Source organism: Clostridioides sp. ES-W-0018-02 (assembly GCF_020658175.1).
In the GTDB taxonomy this organism is placed as follows: Bacteria; Bacillota; Clostridia; order Peptostreptococcales; family Peptostreptococcaceae; genus Clostridioides.
On sequence record NZ_JACVVY010000008.1, the window covers coordinates 62,332 to 85,019 of the forward strand.

20 protein-coding genes are annotated in these 22,688 nt (G+C 28.6%); all 20 read right to left on the bottom strand.

Translation table 11 applies throughout. The features are described from left to right. Positions 1 to 8 precede the first annotated feature (8 nt). The 20 genes from prmC to IC219_RS16235 all read right to left on the bottom strand — a co-directional run bounded on the left by prmC (position 9) and on the right by IC219_RS16235 (position 22,637). On the bottom strand, positions 9 to 860 hold the full coding sequence (gene prmC, locus IC219_RS16140; RefSeq protein WP_227436268.1) for a peptide chain release factor N(5)-glutamine methyltransferase: 852 nt from the start codon (positions 858 to 860) through the stop codon (positions 9 to 11). Between the two features lie 17 nt (positions 861 to 877). Further along, positions 878 to 1,771 carry a DUF1385 domain-containing protein gene (locus IC219_RS16145; protein WP_227436270.1) on the bottom strand — a complete coding sequence of 298 codons (894 nt, stop codon included), beginning with the start codon at positions 1,769 to 1,771 and terminating at the stop codon, positions 878 to 880. Positions 1,772 to 1,915: 144 nt separating this feature from the next. Beyond that, positions 1,916 to 2,116: a 50S ribosomal protein L31 gene (gene rpmE, locus IC219_RS16150; protein WP_003421397.1), complete on the bottom strand. Its 201-nt coding sequence runs from the start codon at positions 2,114 to 2,116 to the stop codon at positions 1,916 to 1,918. Between the two features lie 151 nt (positions 2,117 to 2,267). Beyond that, complete coding sequence (gene rho / locus IC219_RS16155; protein WP_227436272.1) at positions 2,268 to 3,887, bottom strand: transcription termination factor Rho; 1,620 nt, start codon at positions 3,885 to 3,887, stop codon at positions 2,268 to 2,270. A 509-nt stretch (positions 3,888 to 4,396) separates the two neighbouring features. Beyond that, positions 4,397 to 5,362, bottom strand: a complete 966-nt coding sequence (gene galU / locus IC219_RS16160; RefSeq protein WP_227831523.1) for a UTP--glucose-1-phosphate uridylyltransferase GalU — start codon at positions 5,360 to 5,362, stop codon at positions 4,397 to 4,399. 117 nt (positions 5,363 to 5,479) lie between these two features. Further along, the gene (gene pepF, locus IC219_RS16165) at positions 5,480 to 7,369 is read right to left on the bottom strand and encodes an oligoendopeptidase F (RefSeq protein ID WP_227436275.1); all 1,890 of its coding nucleotides are present in this window, start codon (positions 7,367 to 7,369) and stop codon (positions 5,480 to 5,482) included. A 350-nt stretch (positions 7,370 to 7,719) separates the two neighbouring features. Next, positions 7,720 to 10,092: a stage II sporulation protein E gene (spoIIE, locus tag IC219_RS16170; protein WP_227436277.1), complete on the bottom strand. Its 2,373-nt coding sequence runs from the start codon at positions 10,090 to 10,092 to the stop codon at positions 7,720 to 7,722. Between the two features lie 89 nt (positions 10,093 to 10,181). Beyond that, the gene (locus IC219_RS16175; protein WP_227436279.1) at positions 10,182 to 11,102 is read right to left on the bottom strand and encodes a Ppx/GppA phosphatase family protein; all 921 of its coding nucleotides are present in this window, start codon (positions 11,100 to 11,102) and stop codon (positions 10,182 to 10,184) included. A 112-nt stretch (positions 11,103 to 11,214) separates the two neighbouring features. Further along, positions 11,215 to 11,499: an FtsB family cell division protein gene (locus IC219_RS16180; RefSeq protein ID WP_227436281.1), complete on the bottom strand. Its 285-nt coding sequence runs from the start codon at positions 11,497 to 11,499 to the stop codon at positions 11,215 to 11,217. A 5-nt stretch (positions 11,500 to 11,504) separates the two neighbouring features. Next, the gene (gene yabQ / locus IC219_RS16185; protein WP_227436283.1) at positions 11,505 to 12,035 is read right to left on the bottom strand and encodes a spore cortex biosynthesis protein YabQ; all 531 of its coding nucleotides are present in this window, start codon (positions 12,033 to 12,035) and stop codon (positions 11,505 to 11,507) included. After that, positions 12,036 to 12,290, bottom strand: a complete 255-nt coding sequence (locus IC219_RS16190; RefSeq protein WP_003421411.1) for a YabP/YqfC family sporulation protein — start codon at positions 12,288 to 12,290, stop codon at positions 12,036 to 12,038. 61 nt (positions 12,291 to 12,351) lie between these two features. Further along, the gene (locus tag IC219_RS16195) at positions 12,352 to 12,594 is read right to left on the bottom strand and encodes an RNA-binding S4 domain-containing protein (RefSeq protein ID WP_227436285.1); all 243 of its coding nucleotides are present in this window, start codon (positions 12,592 to 12,594) and stop codon (positions 12,352 to 12,354) included. 71 nt (positions 12,595 to 12,665) lie between these two features. Next, on the bottom strand, positions 12,666 to 12,944 hold the full coding sequence (locus IC219_RS16200; protein WP_227436295.1) for an HU family DNA-binding protein: 279 nt from the start codon (positions 12,942 to 12,944) through the stop codon (positions 12,666 to 12,668). A gap of 88 nt (positions 12,945 to 13,032) precedes the next feature. After that, a complete protein-coding gene (gene mazG / locus IC219_RS16205; RefSeq protein ID WP_227831524.1) occupies positions 13,033 to 14,481 on the bottom strand; it encodes a nucleoside triphosphate pyrophosphohydrolase in 1,449 nt (482 codons plus the stop codon). Between the two features lie 106 nt (positions 14,482 to 14,587). After that, the gene (locus IC219_RS16210) at positions 14,588 to 16,201 is read right to left on the bottom strand and encodes a polysaccharide biosynthesis protein (protein WP_227436298.1); all 1,614 of its coding nucleotides are present in this window, start codon (positions 16,199 to 16,201) and stop codon (positions 14,588 to 14,590) included. Between the two features lie 119 nt (positions 16,202 to 16,320). After that, on the bottom strand, positions 16,321 to 16,860 hold the full coding sequence (locus IC219_RS16215) for a stage V sporulation T C-terminal domain-containing protein (RefSeq protein ID WP_227436300.1): 540 nt from the start codon (positions 16,858 to 16,860) through the stop codon (positions 16,321 to 16,323). Positions 16,861 to 16,983: 123 nt separating this feature from the next. Next, positions 16,984 to 17,979 (bottom strand): peptidylprolyl isomerase, encoded by a 996-nt coding sequence (locus tag IC219_RS16220; RefSeq protein ID WP_227436302.1) that lies wholly within the window; start codon positions 17,977 to 17,979, stop codon positions 16,984 to 16,986. A gap of 30 nt (positions 17,980 to 18,009) precedes the next feature. Next, the gene (gene mfd, locus IC219_RS16225; RefSeq protein ID WP_227436304.1) at positions 18,010 to 21,396 is read right to left on the bottom strand and encodes a transcription-repair coupling factor; all 3,387 of its coding nucleotides are present in this window, start codon (positions 21,394 to 21,396) and stop codon (positions 18,010 to 18,012) included. Between the two features lie 16 nt (positions 21,397 to 21,412). Further along, positions 21,413 to 21,973: an aminoacyl-tRNA hydrolase gene (gene pth / locus IC219_RS16230; RefSeq protein ID WP_227436306.1), complete on the bottom strand. Its 561-nt coding sequence runs from the start codon at positions 21,971 to 21,973 to the stop codon at positions 21,413 to 21,415. A 13-nt stretch (positions 21,974 to 21,986) separates the two neighbouring features. Further along, positions 21,987 to 22,637 carry a prepilin peptidase gene (locus IC219_RS16235; RefSeq protein WP_413927529.1) on the bottom strand — a complete coding sequence of 217 codons (651 nt, stop codon included), beginning with the start codon at positions 22,635 to 22,637 and terminating at the stop codon, positions 21,987 to 21,989. Positions 22,638 to 22,688 lie beyond the last annotated feature (51 nt).

A 22,688-nucleotide genomic window follows, 5' to 3' on the forward strand; every position in this document is an offset into this window, starting at 1 on the left:
TGATTATATCATATATTGTATCCTATAACAACTCTATCAATGCCTTGTATATCCTTCTTTGTATATATTTTTTTATATCCATTACTTTTCATAATATTAATTACATCTTCAGCTTGATTGTGACCAACTTCATATGCTAATATTCCACATTGATTTAAATATTTCTTACCTTGCTCTGTTATTTTTCTATAAAAATCCAATCCATCTTCTCCACCCTCAAGTGCATTATATGGCTCATAATCTTTAACTTGTGTGTGTAGTGTTTCTATGTCTTGTTTTTTTATATATGGTGGATTTGAAACTATAATATCAAATTTTATATCACTATTATTCAATACTGTAAATAAATCTGATTTAATGTACTCTATTTTTTCATCAACTTCATTTATAATAGCATTTTTCTTTCCTATTTCTAAGGCTGTTTCTGATATATCAAAAGACATCAATTTAGAATTTTCAATATATTTTGCTAAGCTAACTGTAATCGCACCTGAACCAGTACCTATATCTAGTATGCTTACATTCTTTCTACCTTTACATATTTCAATTATTTCTTCTACCAAAGTTTCTGTATCTGGTCTTGGGATTAATACTCCTTCCTTAACAAAGAAATCTAGTCCCATAAACTCCCTATTTTCAACTATATATGCTATTGGTCTTCCATTTATTCTTTCTTCTGCAAAACCTATAAATTCTGTTTTCTGTTCTTCAGTTAATTCTTTACTTAGATTTAAGTGAATATACAATCTATCAACGTCACCTAATGCTTTTTGTAACAATAATTCTGTATCTAGTCTTGGAGTATCACTTATACCTTTAAATTCCTCTGAATATTTAATAATTATATCTTTTATCGTCATAATAAATACCCTTTTCTTTAATCTACTACTGCCTTTAATGCTTCTAAAGCTACTTCTAACTGCTCATCATCAGGCTCTTTAGTCGTAAAGTATTGCAACATCATACCTGGATATGCAATAATCTTAGTAAATCCATTGTCGTATTTTCCAAGAATTCTAATTACTTCATAAGATAATCCTGCTACTATAGGAACGCATATGATTCTCATAAATATCCTAAGTATTGGATTTGGCCAACCAAAAAATGCAAATAGTATTATTGATACAGCCATAACTATAAACAAAAAATTTGTACCACATCTAGGGTGAAGTCTTTTAAATTTTCTAGCGTTTTCTACTGTAAGTTCCAAATTATTTTCATAACAATATATGGATTTATGCTCTGCGCCATGATATTGAAATACTCTTTCTATATCCTTACTTCTAGAAATCAATACTATATATGCAAATAATATAACTATCCTTATAATACCTTCTATTAAATTGAGCATAAAATCACTAGGTATTACCTTAGAAAAAGCCCCTCCTACTAGTGTAGGTATAAAAATAAATAAACCAGCTGAAAGTATCATGGCTATAACCAAGGAAAATACTATAAGTATATCATTTGCCTTATCTTTAAAAATCTTCTTCATAAATAAGTCAAATTTGTCCTCTTCAGCTTCTTCCATAAAAAACTCTGAAGAAAAGTTCAAGCTCTTTATTCCTTGAATCATTGTATCTATCATAACAAAAGAACCTCTAATAAAAGGTATCTTGTCTATATTCTTATCTCTTACCCAACTTTTTATTCTATCTTCTTTTAAGGCTATTTCTCCGTCACTTTTTCTAACAGCTACAGCTCTTTTATCTTTTGATTGCATCATTACGCCTTCAATAACAGCTTGACCACCTACAGATTGCTTTCCCATCCACTCACCTCATTCAATTGCATTTTAAATACTTAATTTAACATATTTATTATTATAATACAAAAAGACAATTTAAAGTAGAATATGAACCTTTTTTTGTAATAAAATAGGAGTTGGCTTCCTCCAACTCCACTTTTATAAAAATTAGTCCATTTTGAATCTTTTTTTGAATTTGTCGATTCTTCCACCTTTTTCTATGTTCTTTTGTTTTCCTGTATAGAATGGATGGCACTCTGAACATATTTCAACTTTTATTTCGTCCTTAGTTGAACCAGCAACAAATGTGTTCCCACAAGCACAACGCACTTCAACTGGATTATATTTTGGTTGTATTTCCTTTTGCATTATAGTCACCTCTTCTCTTTATTTAAAAAAATTAATTATATTAACTTTCTTTTTACATTATCAACTACATTATTATAGCATAACTTATTATGCCATTCAAGTGATTTTTCTATTACTTTATATAATCTATTTTTACAATTATTCCTTGATTTTACAAACTCTTTATCGATTTTACAAATTCTTTATTGTCTTTGGTTCTTTTTATAAGTTCAATGACTTTATCTGTGATTTCCATCACTGAATTATTACTCATTTCTCTTCTTAATCTCCAAAGAGCTGTTTTTTCTTCATCATCAAGCAATAGGTCATCTCTTCTTGTCCCAGACTTATAAATATCAATTGCAGGGAATATCCTTTTTTCAGCTAATTTTCTATCTAAATGTAATTCCATATTTCCTGTACCTTTAAATTCCTCGAAAATTACATCATCCATTCTAGAACCAGTTTCAACTAATGCTGTTCCTAGTATTGTCAGGGAACCACCTTGTCTTATATTTCTAGCAGCTCCAAAGAATTTTTTAGGTCCATGAAGTGCCCCAGGGTCAATACCTCCAGATAAAGTTCTACCTGTAGGAGATATTGTAAGGTTATATGCTCTTGCAAGTCTAGTTATACTGTCTAGTAATATTACTACATCTTTACCGTGTTCAACTAGTCTTTGAGCTCTATTTAATACCATTTCTGCAACCTTAACATGATGACTTGATACTTGGTCAAAAGTAGAATATATAACATCTCCTTCAATAGATTCCTTCATATCAGTAACTTCCTCTGGTCTTTCATCTATAAGAAGTACTATAAGTTCAACATTTGGATGGTTTTTAGCTATACTGTTTGCGACACTTTTTAAAAGAACTGTTTTCCCAGCTTTTGGAGGTGCTACTATCAATCCTCTTTGTCCTTTACCTATAGGAGAAATTAAATCTATAATTCTTGTGGCTATCTCATTTCTATTTGTTTCCAGTGTAAGTCGTTCTTCTGGAAATATTGGTGTCAATGTCTCAAATGCATTTCTTTGTATAGCTGTATCAGGATTTTCATCATTTATCTTTTGAACATATAAAAGTGCTCTAAACTTTTCTCCACTTTTTGGATGTCTAGTTATACCCTTAATCTTATCTCCTGTTTTCATATTAAATCTTCTTATTTGAGATGGCGAAACATATACATCGCCTTCAGTAGATAAATAATTTGAGCCTCTTAAAAAACCAAATCCATCTGGTAAAATCTCAAGTACACCGACCACTTCATCTTCCTTTGATGTGTTAAATTCATCTACTATCTTAGATTCATCAACTTGTTTAGGCATATAATAGTTTTTATTATTATTTCTGACCATTCTATTACATGTATTTGACGCCTTATTGTAATCATTTGTATTTGATGTCTTATTATAATCATTTTTTTGGTTTCTGTTATCTTGGCTTTGGGAAATATTTTGATTATCCATATCTTTTTTGTTATATGATTTGGCAGGGCTCTTATATTCAACTTCTTTTTCTATGCTTTCGCTCTCTATATTTTCTTTTCTATTTTTTATGTCTTCTTTTATATTTTCATTTTTATCTTTAATTTCTTCACTCACTTTAATATCACTTGTTTTTACTTCGTTCTTGCTCTTAGAATTTATAATCTCAATTAGCTCATTTTTCTTATATGTAGTAATTGATTTTATTTTTAATTCTTTTGCTATTTCTCGTAGTTCAACTAATGTTTTACTACCCAATCCTTCTAATACTTTATCATCTAAAATCAAAAAAATCCTCCTCATCTATATATTCATTTATATACATACTTTTTTTTTGGAAATTGAAGGCATGAAAAAGAAAAGTTTTATTCAAACAGTTAAGTCTAATAATATCACTATTTATACATTATGGTCAATAAATAAAATTTAAAACATTATTATCCATATTATCCATTTATTTATTATATCTCAAGTCCAATCTTAGCACGTTTTTATAAATTTATCACTATATTTATATCTTATAATAATATTTTCCCTTAAAATATGCAACTATTATAAAAATTATTTTTTATCTTTATAAATTCTAAAAACCATACATAACTAGAATTCTGTAAATTTTTAACTACATCAAGTTATATATGGTTTTTATATTTATGTATACTACAGTAGTTATTTATTTCTACAACATAGTTGCAATCATGCTTAAAACAGCTGTTATACTTGTTAATACAAGAACACCTACAATCCCAACAGCTATTATTCTATTAATCTTTTTTTGACTTGATTTTGCCACACTACATCACCTTTCCTAATTATTTTTGAACTTCGAGTTCTTTAATCTCGCAAATCTTATCTGAATCTATTCCTTCATTTGTACTATTGTATAACACATTGTCATCTTTATCAAATTCATTACAGACATGTCTTAGATATTTAATAAAATCTTCCTTAAGGTCTTCTTTCTTTAGAGCAAAATCGACAGTCGCTTCTAAAAATCCTAATTTATCACCTACATCATATCTCTTACCCTCAAAGTTATATGCATACATGGCTTCCTTTTTAGATAATACTTTTAAAGCATCTGTAAGTTGTACTTCTCCACCTTTGCCTGGTGGTAAATCCTTGAGGATGTCAAATATCTCAGGAGTTATTATATACCTACCTAAAATAGCTATATTTGAAGGTGCCTTCCCTGATTCTGGTTTTTCCACCATATCTTTTACTTTATAAACCCTACCCTCTATATTTTTAGCTTCTATTATACCATATTTATTAGTATCTTCTGGATTCACTTTTTGCACACCTAATATTGTAGTTCTATACTCTTCATATGCGTCTGTTAATTGTTTTAAACAAGGTACATCATTGTCTACAATGTCATCTCCTAACATTACAGCAAAAGGCTCATCACCTATAAAATGTCTAGCACAATAAATCGCATCTCCCAGTCCTTTTGGTTCTTTCTGTCTTATATAATGTATATTAATCATATTAGATATGTTTTGTACTATTTCTAATAACTCTTTTTTACCTTTTTTTTCTAAGTCAAGTTCTAATTCTACAGATTTATCAAAATGGTCTTCAATAGATTTTTTATTTCTACCTGTTATTATTAATATTTCCTCTATTCCTGAAGCTACAGCCTCTTCTATTATGTATTGTAGTGTTGGCTTATCAACTATTGGTAACATTTCTTTTGGCTGTACCTTTGTAGCTGGCAAAAATCTAGTGCCTAAACCTGCTGCTGGTATTACAGCTTTCTTAACTTTAACTTGCATAGAATCATCTCCCACTAATTAATAGATAAAAAGCCCTATTTATAAATAGGACTTTAAACTTTTAGTATATTTTAACATTAATTCGATATATTTTCCATGTGGATTATAATAAATCTTTTATAATAGCTTTTCAAGTTCTGCTACTAAGCTGTCAAATTTTTTGATTGTATTTTCTATAGGTTTTGTATTAGTTAAATTTATCCCACTTCCTTTTAATAAGTCTATTGGATAATCTGAGCTTCCTTTTTTAAGAAAATTTATATAATTATCTGAGCCATTTTTTAGTATATCTTGGGCGAAACTGACTCCTGCACTACAGCCTGTAGCATATTTATAGACATAAAAACTATTATAAAAATGTGGGATTCTTGCCCATCCGACCTTAGATAATTGGTCTAATTCATAGTTTTGCCCATAATACTTCTTGAGAAGTTGTCCCCAAACATCATTTAACACTAATGCATTTACACTTTTTCCTTTTTCTACTAATTCATGTATAGTTTTTTCAAATTCAGCATACATAGTTTGTGTATAAAGAGTATCCTTTATTAAATCTAGATATTGTGTTATATAATAAGCTTTCTCACCATTACTTTTAGATTCTCTTATAAGCATCTCATAAAGTAATGCCTCATTAGTAGTAGACGCAACTTCATGAGTAAATATAGATGGACTTGAATTAAAATAATTTTGGTTCTTAGAACTTAGATATTCATATACAGCATGACCTAACTCATGTGATAAAGTTGAAACTGAGCCTAGCGAATTATTATAATTTAAAAGTATATATGGATGATTTTCATAGACAGATAGGCAATATCCACCACTCACTTTATTTTCATGTGAATAAACATCTATCCATTTTTCATTAAACGCTTTGTATACTACATCATTGTATTCTTTTCCCAAAGGTGATAATGCTGAATATACTATACTCTGAGCTTTTTCATAGTTAATATTACTATCAACAGCCTTAACTATAGGTACAGACATATCATATGAATGAACCTTATCCAACTTTAAGACTTTTTTTCTTAAATCTATATATTTGTGTAAACTATCCATATTACTGTTTACAGTTCTTATTAAATTATTGTATACTTTTTCATCTACATTATCAGATTCTAAATACATTTCTAAAGACGACTCATAACCTCTTTCTTGAGAATAAAATATATTCTTTTTAACTTGGCCAGTAATCAAGCCCGCAATTGTATTTATATTATCATTATAAGTAATGAGTTCATCTTGATAAGCTTTTTTTCTATTTTCTCTATCTGGCGATTCCAGTTCACTTGCATATTGAGCTGGTGTCAAATTAGTTTTTCTATCCATATTTCTAAATAACTCATACACTTGACTTGGAAGACTACTTATTGAAGACACTTTACTTAGAATATCTTCTGATTTATCGTCCAAATAATGTACTTTATTTCTTCTTATATCTCTTAAATACACACCATATTTTCTATTTATATTTTTATTTGAAATAATCTTCTTATAATCTCTATTTGATAATTTTAATATCTCTAACTCTAAATCTGAGCAAATCCCCATATAGTCTCCATAAGATTTACCCATACTATCACTCATATCTAAATATTTATATGAATTTTTATTAGTATCTTGTTTTAATTTTACATAAGCAGAAAGTTTATTTAATCTTATATCAAGTTTCTCTTTGATATCTAACGCAAAAGACAAATGCGTTGGTGACTTTGTAACTTTACCTATGTAATTTTTAAGTTCTTTTGTATCTTTATTAAAACTCTTAAGTTCTTTTTTCCATTGGTCATCACTTTTAAATAGAGACTGTAAATTCCAACATGTTTTTTCATAATCTATTTCTTGTTTTTTTTCAGCATCATCTTCAGTATCATTATTCATGACAGTAATTGCTCTATCATTATTTTTTTGATATCCTTGGTCAGCTTTTATACTTATTATTAACATGCAAAAAATAGAGATAAATAAAGGTATTATTGCTTTGCACAATTTCCTATTCATAAAAAGCCATCCTTTCAATAAGTTTACTTAATAATAGGATGGCTTTTTTTAGATATATTATTCAATTATTCATACTATATAAATAAATATCGAATTAATAGTTATCCACATAATAATCAACATATTCACAGGCTTTACTTGCTTAGAAATTTAGTTATTTCAACATGAATCTCTTTTGATAATAGCTTTTGTTTTTTCTTTTTTTACATTTTATTAACATTTATGCCATACTTATCAACAAATTTTGTTGATTTATACGTTTTTTTTGTTAATAACTTTACTTTTTTCAAAAGTCTATTAACACATTATACACAAGTTATCCACATATTATACACAGAAATTTATAAAGTTTATTTTGTACATATTTTTGTAACTAGAACAGTCATGTCATCTTCGATTTGTAACGCTTGTAACTCCAATGCTCTATCTAATATTAAATTTGAAATTTCTTTTGGATTAGTAGTTTCTATGTTTTTTAAGAAATATATTAACCAATTATCACCTAAATTGTTATTTCTTCCTGCATCTACAATTCCATCAGAAACCATTATAACATAGTCCCCTTCCTTAACTTTTACATTTTTTCTATCAATCTTTACATCTGACAATATACCCACAGGTAAAGATGATGATGATATTAAATCAACTTCTCCATCCTCTCTTTTTATATAGGTAGAACATGCTCCCATCTTTATAGTTTCTAAACTCCCTCGTTTTAAATCTAAAATACCTAAGTCGAGAGTTGAAAACATTTCTTCTGAAGACTTTAATAACAACATATTATTTATAGTATCTATAACTATTTCATCTTTAATCTTTGCATCTATCATTTTTTCTAGTATATCAATAGTAGCAGAAGACTCTTCATAAGCTTTTTTACCTTTTCCCATACCATCGCTTATAGCCATCATATATTTGCCATCATTTATCTCCATATATGTGTAGTTATCTCCACAAAGGATATGTCCATCCCTTGACATTGCTGAAACTTCTGTAACAGCCTTATATTTTTGAGACTTAACAAATGTTGCTTTACATTTACCTCCTAAACAGTGACATCCTATTTTTCTAACAGACATATTCTCTCCTACTAGGTCTGAAATTATATCTACAATTTTATTTTCACACATGCAACCATCATTGCAAGTTTTCTTTTCTATTGATATTTCAAACTCGCTGTTACTCTTTGTTAAGTAACTTACTTTATCAACAGTTATATCATATCTCTCTAATTGTTCATATATATTTTTTTCTTTTTCTATATCTAACATTATATCGCCCTCTAAATCCTGAGACAGCGATTTAATTGATTTTGAAATACTCCTTATCTGATTTGCTATTAATTTTCTACTTTCTGAAAACTTCACACTCCAATCATAATCTAATACAAACATTTTATAATAGTGATTTGATATTTTCACTATTGACTCTGGCTTCATACATTCCTTTCTAAAGTTTTTAGGTATATCGTTTACACTTAATTCTCCTTTCTCTTCAATTTTTTCAAGAATATTATATATCATAGTGTATGTATGATTAAATCTTGATTCCCAACACATTCTTCTCATACTACAACTTTTACATTCATCATTATGAATCATATCTATTACATTAGCTATGTCTCTTTGGTCTAGCACCTTATCCTTTTCTCTTATCTTGTCAAATGTATCTGCAAGGTCATCATAGGTTTTATAGATACTGTTTAATCGGCTATTCGTTAAGTTTTTGCTTCTCATAATATAATCGTATACAATTTCATTTGAAGCTACATTACTTTTTATTAATTTTTCAATCTTATTGAATAACCTTTCAGGCAACACAATCACTATCAAGCATCCTAACAATATATCTCTTAGTTGCATCATATTTGAAGTAATACCAGAAGTATATAGGTATATTATTGTCCAACTTAGAATATATCCTAATATACAGAAATATTTATTTATTTTATTAAATGCACCACTTATTAATCCTGAAAAAGAATATATACCCATATAAATAGCTGATGTCATATTATTTAAAATAGATGCCACTCCAATAATTACACCACTAGATGCTCCCATGGTAGCTCCACCTACTATTGAGGTCAGTAATATCAATACCGTTGACAAAATGGTCCTTATCGATATTCCAAATAAAGATATATCTCCTATCCCCATTATACTAAAGGTTAGCAGTAAACTTATTGATATGGCTTCTTCTGTCCGTACAGACATCCTATTGTTTACATTGGCCATTAAACCTATACCATAAGAAAATACATATATAGATATAAACATTATTATTGCTTCTACACCTGCAACAAGCAGATTATACACACACCTATCAGAAAAGAACGCTTGTCCCATGGAAATTGGAAGTAATACCATTGAACCTATAAGCGCCACTTTGGCAATTGAATCTAATAGTTTTAGTTTCTTATTTAATGCCATAAATATTGTAAGGCACACAGCATATTTTGCTACATTTCCAAAATCATTGAATGATAACAATATCCCTATTAATGCTGATATAAATACAGGTATCTTGTACTTATCAATCTTTGATGCACATATAAAAAAGGCAATCCCTAAAGGAGCTACAGAGTCTACTATGATAGACCTACTAAGTAAAAATCCCATTACAGCGAATGACACTGTAGTAAAATCAATATATCCGCTTATTAATTTTATGACATTTGGTTTTACAGTTTTGTTCTTTACAACTGCTACACTTCTTTGCATAAAAAAACCTCCTCTTTTGTTTATATTAAGAATTGTAACAAAGAGGAGTAATTTTTTTTGTCATAATCGGTTCCAAATATCAAAAAATATTAATACATTTTTTTTGACTTTTGACATATTAAGCCTTCCAAATTATCGTATTCACTTACGGTTATTTCTTCTATTTCTAATTTTTCCATTATTATATTCAATATTTTTACACCAGCAGTTATAATATCCGCACGTTTTTCTTGTAGCCCTTTTAAGTTCTTTTTATCACTTAATGTCATCTTTATTAATTTTTGTAGAATTTCTTCTATTTCTTTTTTGCATATCTTACTATTATGTATTTTTTCCATAGAGTAAATTTCTAATTCTTGATTCATTGCTGACAATGATGTGATTGTACCTCCTATACCTATAAGAGTTTTTAATCCCTTTTCTTTTATGTAATTTAAAGTCTCACTGATTTCGTTATATATAAATGAACTCATAGCTTCAAACTCTTCATTTTCAATGATATCGTGTTTTAAAAATTTTTCTGTCATTCTAAGAGCTCCTACATTTTCACTTTTATTAAATTTAATTCCATCTGAATCACCTATAATAAATTCTGTTGAGCCTCCTCCAATATCTATAACAATAATATCATTCTCTTCTTGTATGCCTTCTAAAACACCTTTAAAGCCCAAATTTGATTCTTCTATACCTGTAACTATGTCAACATCAATACCAGCCTCTTCTTTTGCTAGTTTAACAAAATAATCTCCATTTTTACTATCTCTAAGAGCAGATGTCCCCATACAATAAATATTTTCACATTTTTCATCATTACACTTGTCAGAGAATTCTTTTAATGCTTCTATATTTCTTTGAATCGCATCTTCCTTTATATATCCCTTGCTATCTACACCTTGCCCAATTCTAGTTGTGTTAACAAATTTTTTTCTATTTATAAGTTTTCCATCCACATAATCTACTATCAACAATCTCATTGAGTTTGTTCCAATATCAATAGCTCCTATTTTCATTATAAAATTCCTCCTTAAATCAAAATAAAAAAGTCATCCTTAAACTGAATGACTTTTTTATTCAATCTTAAATTTTAAAATCAATACTCGTAGACTTATTGGCAACTTTTAATCAACGATTTATATCTACATAAACGGTTTCATTAGGCTTTACCATGTTTAACCTTTTTCTAGCTATTTCTTCTAAGTCTCCTTCATATGATTTTTCATCTTTCTTTAAGCTGTTTATTTGTATTTCAGTCTTTTTTAATTGTTTATTTAGACTTGCTATTTCTGTTTTATATTCTTTAGCTTTTTCGTACTCAAATACAAATCCTGTCATTATACTAAAAATTGATATTCCTAAAAATAAACTGATAACAATAATTTGTCCTGAAAATTTTTTTCTTAAGTTCATTTTTCCTACACCCTTTTTTTAGTTTTAGTTTTTTTCTTAGATTTTGATTTTTTCTTGTTTTTTGATTTTTTATTTGATTTTCTCTTTATACTTTTTTTTGTTGCTATAAATATATTTGGTATATAAAATATAATATCAAATAGTAGGTGTAGTGAATAGATTATAACGTAATACAAATTGTTTAAAAAACTGACTATGTAGTATGTAACTTTTTTAAAAGAATTCCTCACAAAACGAATTATTTTATTGATAATTGATAAAACAATTTTACTTATGGTGTTATAGTATAAAATAAAACCAATAAACAAAGCCACAAAATGGTAATATCTTAAATTAAAAAACTCTGTAAGGTTTATTGTTATAAATATTATAATGGTTGCTAGAAACCAAAATAATACATCAAAAATTATTGCAAAATAATTGATGAATTTAAAACTCCCTCTCAGGCTTCTATAAAAATCAAACAACACTCCTATGAGTATTCCACCATAAATAGTAGCGTAGAAAATACTTACATCTTGAGTAAAAGGTATCATCTATCTAAATACCTTTTTCAAAAAACTTTCTTGTGGCTTTTTAGGCTTTGCATATACCATAGAATTTATAGTTCCATCTATGCTAATTATATTTTCGTCTATACTTAGCTTGCTCATATCTAGGTTTTCGCCTTCAATTACCATCTCACCAACAGAAGTTTTAAGCTCTACTCTTTTATCATTAAAAGAATATATGTGCTCAACTCCTGAAATAACCAGCTTTGATCTATCTTTCAAAGTTATGTTCTGTTCCATAATATCCCCCCAGTAAATATTTCACTAATACTACTATTAATATACTAGAGGACTATTAATTTTATTCTAAAATTTCGTACATTTCTTTCGCATCATTTTTTAATACATGCTCTCTTACTTCATTTATCTTAAACTTCATCTTCTTCTCTCCAAATTGTATTTCTAATGTATCTCCAATATTCACTTCTGAAGAAGATTTAGCGACTTTTCCATTTATAGTGACAATTCCTTTATCACATGCATCTTTAGCAACAGTTCTTCTCTTTATAATCCTAGATACTTTTAAAAACTTATCTAATCTCATAATTATCACCTTCCTTAGCTCTATAGAAAAAGTGTGGTAAATTTATCCACACTTTTTCACAAGATTTCTAATTATCCATTTATTGTATCCTTTAATCCTTTTCCAGCTTTGAAAACTGGTGCTTTAGAAGCTGGTATATCTATAATTTGCTCTGGATCTCTTGGATTTCTTCCTTGTCTAGCAGCTCTTTCTCTTGTCTCAAATGTTCCAAATCCAACTAATTGAACTTTTTCATTATTTACTAGTGCATCTTGAACAGAACTCATAAATGCGTTTAACGCAGCCTCTGCTTCCTTCTTTGTTAATCCACTTTTTTCTGCCATCTTTGATACTAATTCAGCTTTATTCACGATATTTACCTCCTAAAAATGTTTATAATATAGACTCCTATCTTTCTGATAAAAGTTCTAGATTTTTGACAAATTTCCTTCCACAATTTTATTGTTTTTTAGCCTGATTCCAAAATTCATCCATCTCTTCAAGTGTCATGTCTTCTAATTTCCTATTTAAATTCATTGCACTTTTTTCTACAAACTCAAATCTATTTATGAATTTATCTGTAGTACAGTTCAAGGCTTCTCCTGAGTCTATGTCTAAAAATCTAGCTAGATTTACTATCGAAAATAATAAATCGCCTAGTTCTTCCTTTATGTATTTTATATTCCCGACCCTGTGTTCGTCAAGTAATTCCTGATATTCTTCTTCAATTTTTTTAAATACATCTTCTACATTGTCCCAATCAAAGCCAACAAGAGCTGCTTTATGTTGAACTTTACTAGCCTTCATAAGAGCTGGTAAATGTTTTGGTATTCTTCTAAGGCCATCTGTTACAGTGCTTTCGCCTTTTTCTTCTTTCTTTAACTCTTCCCAAGTTTTTTCAAACTTAGACATATCTAATTTTACACCATTAAATATATGAGGATGTCTATGAATTAATTTTTTGCATATACCATTTACCACTTCTTTTAAATCGAAGTAGCCCTCCTCATTACCTATCTGACAATGGAATATAACTTGTAAAAGAACGTCTCCTAGCTCTTCTACCATTTCATCTATATCATTATTATCAATTGCATTACAAAGTTCATATGCTTCCTCTATAACAGAATTTTTTAATGATTGATGTGTTTGTTTTTTATCCCATTCACATCCAGATGGGCTTCTTAATGTATTAACTATTATTTCTAAGTCATGTACTGTATTATACATCTTTTTAGAACTTTTGGGTATATATAAGCTAGTTAAATAGTCAAAAAAGTTTTCATTTCTGTCTAATTCACATAATTTTATAAACTTTTTACTTTCTAAATCTTTGACACCTGCTCCATTTACTATACATATTTCTTGATTATAATCATAATATTCCATAAGTTTTAACTTTACATTTGATGCTATAAATTTATCATACACTTGAGTTATTATCATACTTGTATCTAAATCTATATATGATTTTTCTATCTCAAAAGCATCTATCAATTTAAATCCATCAGATGGGTCTATAGCTAAATAGTTGAACATAGCGTCTACAAAGCTCATAGAAGGTACTATCTCCACTTTTATGTGCTTTTCATTGGCAAGTCTCTCTATTATACTTACAGTCTTTTCTGCGACCCTTGGATGACCAGGAACCGCATATACTAAGTCACCTTTTGTAGATTCTTCTATAATAAATTCAGATATTTTTAAGTAAACACTCTCAAAGTTTTCCTCATTTTCATAAAAGTAATCTAAAGAAGTGTATTGTATAGTTTCTTTAAGCTTATCAATTATCGGATGTTTCTCTGTTCTAAAAAAGACTCTAGGGCTATTTTTTAAAGATTCCAGTACACCTTGACTTATAAGAGAATAGTCTCCTGGTCCAAGCCCTACAATACTTATCTTACCCATAACATCACTCCCATTAGCAAATTTCACTTTATTTTTGTATTGTTATACAAATAAGGAGCTTTACTATTTGTATAGTATTTCCTTTATTTGCATATATATTCCTATATTATCTTATAAGTTTAACTTTTTTTAACAATTTATATAATTTATCACCTTTTGGCATAGTTAGTATCTCTTCTTTTTTAATTCCGCCTATTCCAAGTATAACTACTACATATACAATACCACCAACACCTATTGCGATTATTGTAGATATACTATTACCCAATAATCCAACTAAAGCACCATAACTCAATTTAACCATTATAAACATTGTCATAACTGTTATAAATGGTTTTATTATAAATTCCTTCTTAGGAAATTTTACATTCATATATTTCTTAACATATAATAAGTTAATCATAGCTGCCACAAAGTATGCTGTAACTGTTCCAAAAGCTGAACCTAATACATTAATATCTGGAATACCTGTCAATGTATAACTTATAACAATCTTACATAACATACCCACACATAAAGCAATTACAGGAACTATTGGTTTTCCCATTCCTTGAATTATACCAGTCAATGTTTGTATTAATCCTAAGAACAGTACACATGGAGTAAGAGTAAACAAGATAGTTCCTACAGATGATGGCTCATGTGGAAATAAAAGACCCATTATTGGTATCGCTAATGATGCCATACCAAACGCACAAGGTAATACTATAAGTAAAGTCACCTTAACAGCACTTTTAGTATCTTTTCTAGCCTTTGATTTATTACCTAATGCATATGCTTTAGAAATAGCTGGAACTAAGCTCATACTCATTGCAGTTGTTATAACGGCTGGTAAATTTATTGTTGCCATTGCCATACCTGTCAATTGACCAAACATTGAATTTGCTACTTTATATGTAAAGCCTGCTTCCATAAGTCTTCTTATTACAATAACATTATCTATCATATTTACAAGTGGCATTACTGATGCACCTATTGTTATCGGAATAGCAACTGTTAAAAGCTTTTTAAAGATATAAGAAACTTGTTCATCCTTAAACCTTTGACTCGCATCTATCTCAGCTCTACGTTCTCTTCTTCCTAACATATAAGCAAACATCAGATAAACCATAGATGCTACTGAACCTATTGTAGCTCCTGATATAGCACCCGCTGCTCCTAAAGTTTGCCCAAAGCTTTTCATAAGTAGGTAAGCCAAAGTAAGACCTAATACAACTCTAAAAAATTGCTCTGCAACTTGAGACACAGCAATCTTAGTCATGTCTTGTCTACCTTGGAAATATCCTCTATATGCTGACATTGCTGGAACAAATAATAAAGCTGGAGCAATAGCTTTCATAGAGTACAATGCACCAGGATTTTTCATTATGTTTGTTACTATGTAGTCAGCTCCAAAAAACAATATACAAAATGATATTATACCAGTTATAAATAAAACTGTATGTGATACTTTAAATATCTTATTTGCACCTTTATAATTTCCAATGGCAACTTTTTCCGAAACCAACTTTGCCACAGCTGTTGGGAATCCAGCAGTAGCTAATGTTAAAAATAGAGTGTACACAGGATAAGCAGCCTGATAGTATCCCATTCCTTCTGAACCAATCATGTTTCCAAGGGGAATTCTAAAAAATCCACCCATTATTTTTACAATTACACCTGCTAGCCCAAGTATAAGGGCTCCTTTTAAAAAGGAGTCTTTGTTTTTGTTATTGTTCATAACATAACCTCCATACTGTTTATATAACAAACTTTAATATACCATATTTTTAATGCTATATTCAATATTTTAAACAAAAACTTCAAAAGACCTTCACGTAAAAGGTCTTTATGATAAAATTATTGAACTTGTTTTCCTAAAAAGTTAGCAGCTATTTTTAAAGATTTTTCTTCACTTTCTGCAATTGTATCTTTATCTTTTGAAACAACTACAATCGAACCTATACAGTCACCAGATGCACTAATTATAGGCATAATAACTTGACTAATATATTCCTTTTGGTCTTCTTTAAATAAAGGTAAAATATTTTTATCTTTTGAGTATTTTACTGTTCTTTCACTTATTATTGCTTCTAACTCATCACTTATACTTTTTTCTTTATAATCTTTTTTAGGAAGTTTAGATACAGCTATTATAGAATCTAAATCTGTTATTAATACACCATATCCTAGTACTTCTGCTAATGTTTCAGCATATTCCTGAGAGAATTCATTTAATTCTCCTATTGGAGAGTATTTTTTAAGTATGACTTCTCCATCTTTTGCTGTGAATATCTCTAAAGGATCTCCTTCTCTAATTCTTAATGTCTTTCTTATCTCCTTTGGGATAACTACCCTTCCAAGATCATCTATTCTTCTAACTATACCTGTTGCTTTCATATTTTTTAATCCCTCCATAAATTACTTTAAGTTTATTTTTACCATTGTTAAGAAAAATATACAAAAAAAGCTATATCTTCTCCAGATATAGCTTTTTTAAGCATATTACTATTTTTTTAGTTTTTATATTGTGATTGTATTTATTACTTTTTCATCTTTTTCTACTTTAGCTTCTTTAGTTAATTTTTCTATTTTCTCTTGATATTTATTTTTTAATAATTGTTCTTTTATAGTTTCTTTAGAATCTTCAAATGGTGTTTGTTCATTTACTTTGTCTGTTACTTTAATTATATGGTATCCATATTGAGTTTCAACTAAGTTAGATATTTCACCCTTTTTCATAGAAAACGCTGCTTCTTCAAATTCAGCTACCATTTGACCTCTTGAGAAGAATCCTAATTTACCACCATCACTTGCTGAAGCATCTTGTGAATATTTCTTTGCAACCTTTGCAAAATCTTCACCTGATTTAACTTCTTTAAGGGCTTCTTCAGCTTTTTTCTTGGCTTCTGCCTTCTTCGCTTCTGAAAGTGGCTTATTGTTATCATCTACTGTTTTTAATAAAATATGAGAAGCTTCTACTTCATCTTTTTTGAATTCATCTTTATGTGTATCATAGTATTTTTTCATTTCTTCATCTGATATTTTGGTTTCTTTAGTAAAATTAGCTTGATAGTTTTGCATAGCTAAATCTTTTTCTTGTTGGTCTTTTAAAAATGTATCATCTATACCTAATTTTTCAAGTTGTTTTTTATAATTTTCATCTTTACTCATAGCGTCTTTTAAATCTTTAAAACTTTTTTCAACATCTTCTTTTTTAGGAAGTAAGTTATCTTTTTTAGCTTGTGAATATATGACTTCTGTAGTTATAAGTTGTTCAAGAATTAAGTCTTTAAACTTGTCCTTATACTTTACTCCTTTTTCAACTTCTTTGTCCCAAATGTCTTTTCCATAAGTTTGTTCCATAGAATCTTTATAAAGAGCTATAGTTTTTTTAAATTCATCTGATGATATTTTTGTACCATTTACTGTTGCTACAGTTCCATCTGTGCTTGCGCTACAAGCTGTTATTGATACTACAACTATCATAGCTATTACTAACGTTATTACTTTTTTCAAATTTAAAACATCCCTTCTTAAATTTACAAGTTATTTTACCTTGCACATTTTTTCTAACAGTTCTTCTAATTCTGTAACTATATTATAACCTATTTTTTGTTTAGTTCTATACTTTGTTATTGGAACTAATAATATTTCATCTTTCACTTGTCTAATTTTTTCTATTTTTAATATCTTACACAATGATTTTATATAAGCTATTGTAAGTAGTGTTTGTACTGGTTTAGGTATATCAGAGAATCTATCTTCAAGTTCTTCTTGTATATCCAACATATCTTCCCTATTTTCAATAGAAGCAATCTTCTTATACATTTCAATCTTAATCAATTCATCCTTAATATAATTGTCTGGAATATATGCATTTACACTTAAATCTATTTCAACATCAATTTCCTCAACAATAGGCTCACCTTTAACCTTTTTAATTGCATCATTAAGCATTTTGACATATAAATCATAACCTATGACTGCCATATGACCATGTTGTTGAGAACCTAAAATATTTCCAGCCCCTCTGATTTCAAGGTCTCTCATAGCTATTTTAAAGCCTGATCCAAATTCTGTAAATTCCCTAATAGCCTTTAATCTTTTTTCTGCTATTTCACTTAAAGTCTTATCTTTTTCATACATGAGATATGCATATCCTTGTCTGGAACTTCTTCCAACCCTACCTCTTAACTGATATAACTGAGCTAATCCCATTTTATCTGCATCGTATATAATCATGGTATTTGCATTGGATATATCCATGCCTGTTTCTATTATTGTAGTACACACTAGCACATCATAGTCTTTATTTAAAAATCCTAAGATTATATTTTCTAGTGATTTAGAAGTCATTCTTCCATGTGCAACAGCTACTCTAGCATCTGGCACAAGCTTTTGAATCATACTTGCCATTTCTTCAATATGTTCAACTCGATTGTATACGAAGAATACCTGTCCACCTCTGCTTAATTCTCTTTCTATTTCATCTTGAATTACGCTTTCCTTACTCTCAGTAACATACGTTATTACAGGATGTCTTTCTTGCGGGGGTTCTTCTATAACACTCATATCTCTTATCCCACTTAAAGACATATGTAGAGTTCTTGGTATAGGAGTTGCTGAAAGTGTAAGAACATCTACTGTAGATTTAATTTTCTTTAAAGCTTCTTTGTGTTTTACACCAAATCTTTGTTCCTCATCAATAACTACAAGACCCAAGTTTGGTAAATTTATATCTTTAGATATTATTCTATGAGTACCAATTAAAATATCTACTAACCCTTTTTTAGCATCTTCAATAATCTGCTTTTGTTGCTTTGGAGTCTTGAATCTACTCAAAACTTCCACTCTCAAAGGATAATTTTCAAACCTTTCTTTAAATGTATTGTAATGCTGTTGAGCCAGTATCGTTGTTGGTACTAATACTGCAACCTGCTTTTGGTCCATACATGCCTTAAAAATACTTCTAATTGCTACTTCTGTTTTTCCATAGCCAACATCTCCACAAACAAGTCTATCCATTACTTTACTTGATTCCATATCATGTTTAGTTTCCTCTATTGCTTTTAATTGGTCTTCTGTTTCTTGATATGGAAACAAGGATTCAAACTCTGCCTGCCAAGGTGTATCTTTTGAAAACTTATACCCTTGTATCTTTTCACGTTTTGCATAGAGTTCAATTAAGTCTTTTGTCATATCTTCAATTTCTTTTTTGACTTTTGCCTTTGCCTTTGTCCACTCATTTGTTCCAAGCTTATTTAACTTAACTTTTTCTACCTCTGCACCAATATATTTTTGTACTTTATCCATCTGATCTATTGGTACATATAAATTATCTCCACCTTGGTAAACTATTTTCATGTAATCTTTTTTGATGGCGTTAACTGTAATCTGTTCAATTCCTGTGTATCTACCTACACCACTATTTTCATGTACTACATAATCTCCAACGCTTAAATCTAAAAATGACTCTATCTTCTTTCCTTTTTTGGCTTTTTTATTACTAGTCTTAGAGGCTCTCTTATAGACCCCTATCATTTCATTATCTGTTATAACAACAAATTTTATGGATTTATACTGAAAACCACTATTTATATGTGCAGGTACAATTACAATTTGAGAAGATTTAATTTCAATATCTCTATCTTTAGAAACAGTTGTTTCTAAGCCTTTATCCAATAAATCTTTTCCTAATTTATTTGCTCTTTCCAATGTATTTGTAGCCAAAATTATTTTATAGCCATTGTATTTCAGCCGATTTAATTCTTCTACAAGTAAGTCTACTTTTCCATTAAATGTAGGTACTTCTCTACTTTCAAAATTTATTATGGATTTTACAGAAAAGTTATTTATAGACTTTGGTAATAGTGAATTTAAGACTACAGACTTGTCTTTTACTAGGTACTCTAAATCTGTATAGTGGTATAATAGTTTTCCTTGATTTTTAATAGCTAAACCTCTTTCAAGGTTTAATTTGTAATTTTCTCTAAACTCATTTAAGTAATTTTCACATCTTTCCTTAAGTCTTGTTATATCATTGATAAATACTATTGCATCATCTGCTAGATAAGTAAATATACTTTTGTTTTCTTCTGGATAGATATAATCTATATAGTTTTCTACACCTTCAAAATAGGTCTTACTTGATATATATTCTATATTTTGAAAGGTTCCTTCATCAGTATTTTTAGTTGTTTCTTTTTTTAATCTAACTAATGCATCTGTAGTTTTTTCTGGATAAATAAATTCTCTTGAAGGGGTTATAGAGAATTGTTGTAATTTATCAATTGATTTTTGAGAAAATACGTCAAAAGTTCGTATGGAATCTATCTCATCATCAAATAATTCCATACGAATCGGATTTGTATACTCAAGCGAGAACACATCAATAATTCCACCTCTTATACTAAATTGACCAAACCCTTCTATTTTTGAAACTCTTTCATATCCTAAGGAAACTAACTTCTCAGTTAATTTTTCTAAATCTAAACTATCCCCCACTTTGTAATGAGACACACTATCAAGTAAAACTTGTTTTGGTATATATTTTCTTAAAACGGCTTCAATAGAAGTCACTAAAATTATTTTTTCTTTCTTTGCTAGTTTTAACAACACCTTTAATTTTTTTGCTTCTTCGTTTCTGTCCTTTGCATCTAAATGATAAAAGTAAATATCTTGAAACCCTAAATATTCGACCTTATCCCCAACATAAAAATTTAAATCTTCATATACTTTTTTTGCTTCTAAATCACTACTTGTGATAAAAATCATTTGTCGTGACAAATCATTAAACATAGAATATGATATATGAGGTTTTTGTACTGGTAAAAGTCCATTAACCAATAATGAGCCTTTTGTATTTTTTATGCAGTTTATTATATCTTTATACTCTTTTGAGTTCTGCAAAGGATATAAAAAAACATCATTCATTTAAATCTCCCTCTCACTATCCATTGTATTTGTTCATAGACATGTCTATATTTTCTCTTATTATTGAGTCAACAGCACACGCCGCTTTTTCTAGTGCTTCATTTATATTATCAGATTCTTCTTTTCTAAATCTAGAAAGTACAAAATCTGCTAAGTCTTGGCCAACTTCTGGCTTAGATACACCTACTCTTACTCTTGGGAAATCATTTGAACCTAAACACTTCGTTATAGATTTCATTCCATTATGAGTACCACCACTTCCTTTTTTTCTTATGCGTATCTTTCCAACATCTAAATCTATATCATCATACACTACTACTATATTATTTAAATCTACCTTATAATATTTATATATATCTATTAATGTTTCTCCACTTAAATTCATATAAGTTTGTGGTTTTACTAGTAATACTTTTTCAGTACCTACTCTACCTTCGCCAATTAAAGCTTTGTGTTTTATTTTAGTAACACTAATGTTGTATTCTTTTGCAAGAATATCTATGACATCAAATCCAACGTTATGTCTAGTCTTTTCGTATTTTTTTCCTGGATTTCCTAACCCTACTACTACGTACATTTTTTACCTCCTGTTATAGAAATTTATATAACAAACTATAATAAAAATCAAATATATTATACTCTGTAAATATTATTATAATTGTCGCTAGAGAAATAAATGGTGTAAAAGGAATTTGTTTTTTGATATTTATATTTTTAAAAATTTTAATTACATATAAAATAACAAAAAATAAAAATGCTAAAACAAATGATAAAATTATCACATAAAATCCATAGTTATTTCCCAATGCAAAGCAACATAAGCTATAGAGACCTACATCTCCATAGCCTAATCCTTTTGTAAATTTAGCAATAATATAAGGTATAATAAAACCTATTGCCAGTCCAAATATATGACTTATATAGTCAATTTGCACTATATTGCAAAAGATTAAAAAAATTACACCTTGAACTATTATACCACTAACTATTGTTATATCATATACATATATTGTGTAGTAGTCTATAATAGATATAATTATTAAAAATGGAATCAATACTATATATTGTACACATTCTGTACTAATCCCAAATTTTAGATATATTAATACAGATAAAACTACAGTTACTATGTAAATAAAAAGCATATTATACGAACTTTTCTTTAATCCATCACAAAAAATATATAAGGATTTATTTATCAAATATGCAAAAAATAAGGAAATTATTATTATATACTCCATAGTCTACAGTACTCTGTAGTAGGGTTAATAATAATATTGTCCTTATTGATT

What these genes read in the sequence shown, in the direction of transcription:
- pepF (WP_227436275.1), bottom strand. Translation starts at nt 7,369, where the DNA reads ATGAATAGGAAATTGTGCAAAGCAATAATACCTTTATTTATCTCTATT.
- IC219_RS16175 (WP_227436279.1), bottom strand. Translation starts at nt 11,102, where the DNA reads ATGAAAATAGGAGCTATTGATATTGGAACAAACTCAATGAGATTGTTG.
- mfd (WP_227436304.1), bottom strand. Translation starts at nt 21,396, where the DNA reads ATGAATGATGTTTTTTTATATCCTTTGCAGAACTCAAAAGAGTATAAA.
- IC219_RS16145 (WP_227436270.1), bottom strand. Translation starts at nt 1,771, where the DNA reads ATGGGAAAGCAATCTGTAGGTGGTCAAGCTGTTATTGAAGGCGTAATG.
- IC219_RS16190 (WP_003421411.1), bottom strand. Translation starts at nt 12,290, where the DNA reads ATGGAACAGAACATAACTTTGAAAGATAGATCAAAGCTGGTTATTTCA.
- IC219_RS16210 (WP_227436298.1), bottom strand. Translation starts at nt 16,201, where the DNA reads ATGAACAATAACAAAAACAAAGACTCCTTTTTAAAAGGAGCCCTTATA.
- mazG (WP_227831524.1), bottom strand. Translation starts at nt 14,481, where the DNA reads ATGGGTAAGATAAGTATTGTAGGGCTTGGACCAGGAGACTATTCTCTT.
- rho (WP_227436272.1), bottom strand. Translation starts at nt 3,887, where the DNA reads ATGAGGAGGATTTTTTTGATTTTAGATGATAAAGTATTAGAAGGATTG.
- spoIIE (WP_227436277.1), bottom strand. Translation starts at nt 10,092, where the DNA reads ATGCAAAGAAGTGTAGCAGTTGTAAAGAACAAAACTGTAAAACCAAAT.
- IC219_RS16180 (WP_227436281.1), bottom strand. Translation starts at nt 11,499, where the DNA reads ATGAACTTAAGAAAAAAATTTTCAGGACAAATTATTGTTATCAGTTTA.
- pth (WP_227436306.1), bottom strand. Translation starts at nt 21,973, where the DNA reads ATGTACGTAGTAGTAGGGTTAGGAAATCCAGGAAAAAAATACGAAAAG.
- prmC (WP_227436268.1), bottom strand. Translation starts at nt 860, where the DNA reads ATGACGATAAAAGATATAATTATTAAATATTCAGAGGAATTTAAAGGT.
- IC219_RS16235 (WP_413927529.1), bottom strand. Translation starts at nt 22,637, where the DNA reads ATGGAGTATATAATAATAATTTCCTTATTTTTTGCATATTTGATAAAT.
- IC219_RS16215 (WP_227436300.1), bottom strand. Translation starts at nt 16,860, where the DNA reads ATGAAAGCAACAGGTATAGTTAGAAGAATAGATGATCTTGGAAGGGTA.
- IC219_RS16195 (WP_227436285.1), bottom strand. Translation starts at nt 12,594, where the DNA reads ATGAGATTAGATAAGTTTTTAAAAGTATCTAGGATTATAAAGAGAAGA.
- galU (WP_227831523.1), bottom strand. Translation starts at nt 5,362, where the DNA reads ATGCAAGTTAAAGTTAAGAAAGCTGTAATACCAGCAGCAGGTTTAGGC.
- rpmE (WP_003421397.1), bottom strand. Translation starts at nt 2,116, where the DNA reads ATGCAAAAGGAAATACAACCAAAATATAATCCAGTTGAAGTGCGTTGT.
- yabQ (WP_227436283.1), bottom strand. Translation starts at nt 12,035, where the DNA reads ATGATACCTTTTACTCAAGATGTAAGTATTTTCTACGCTACTATTTAT.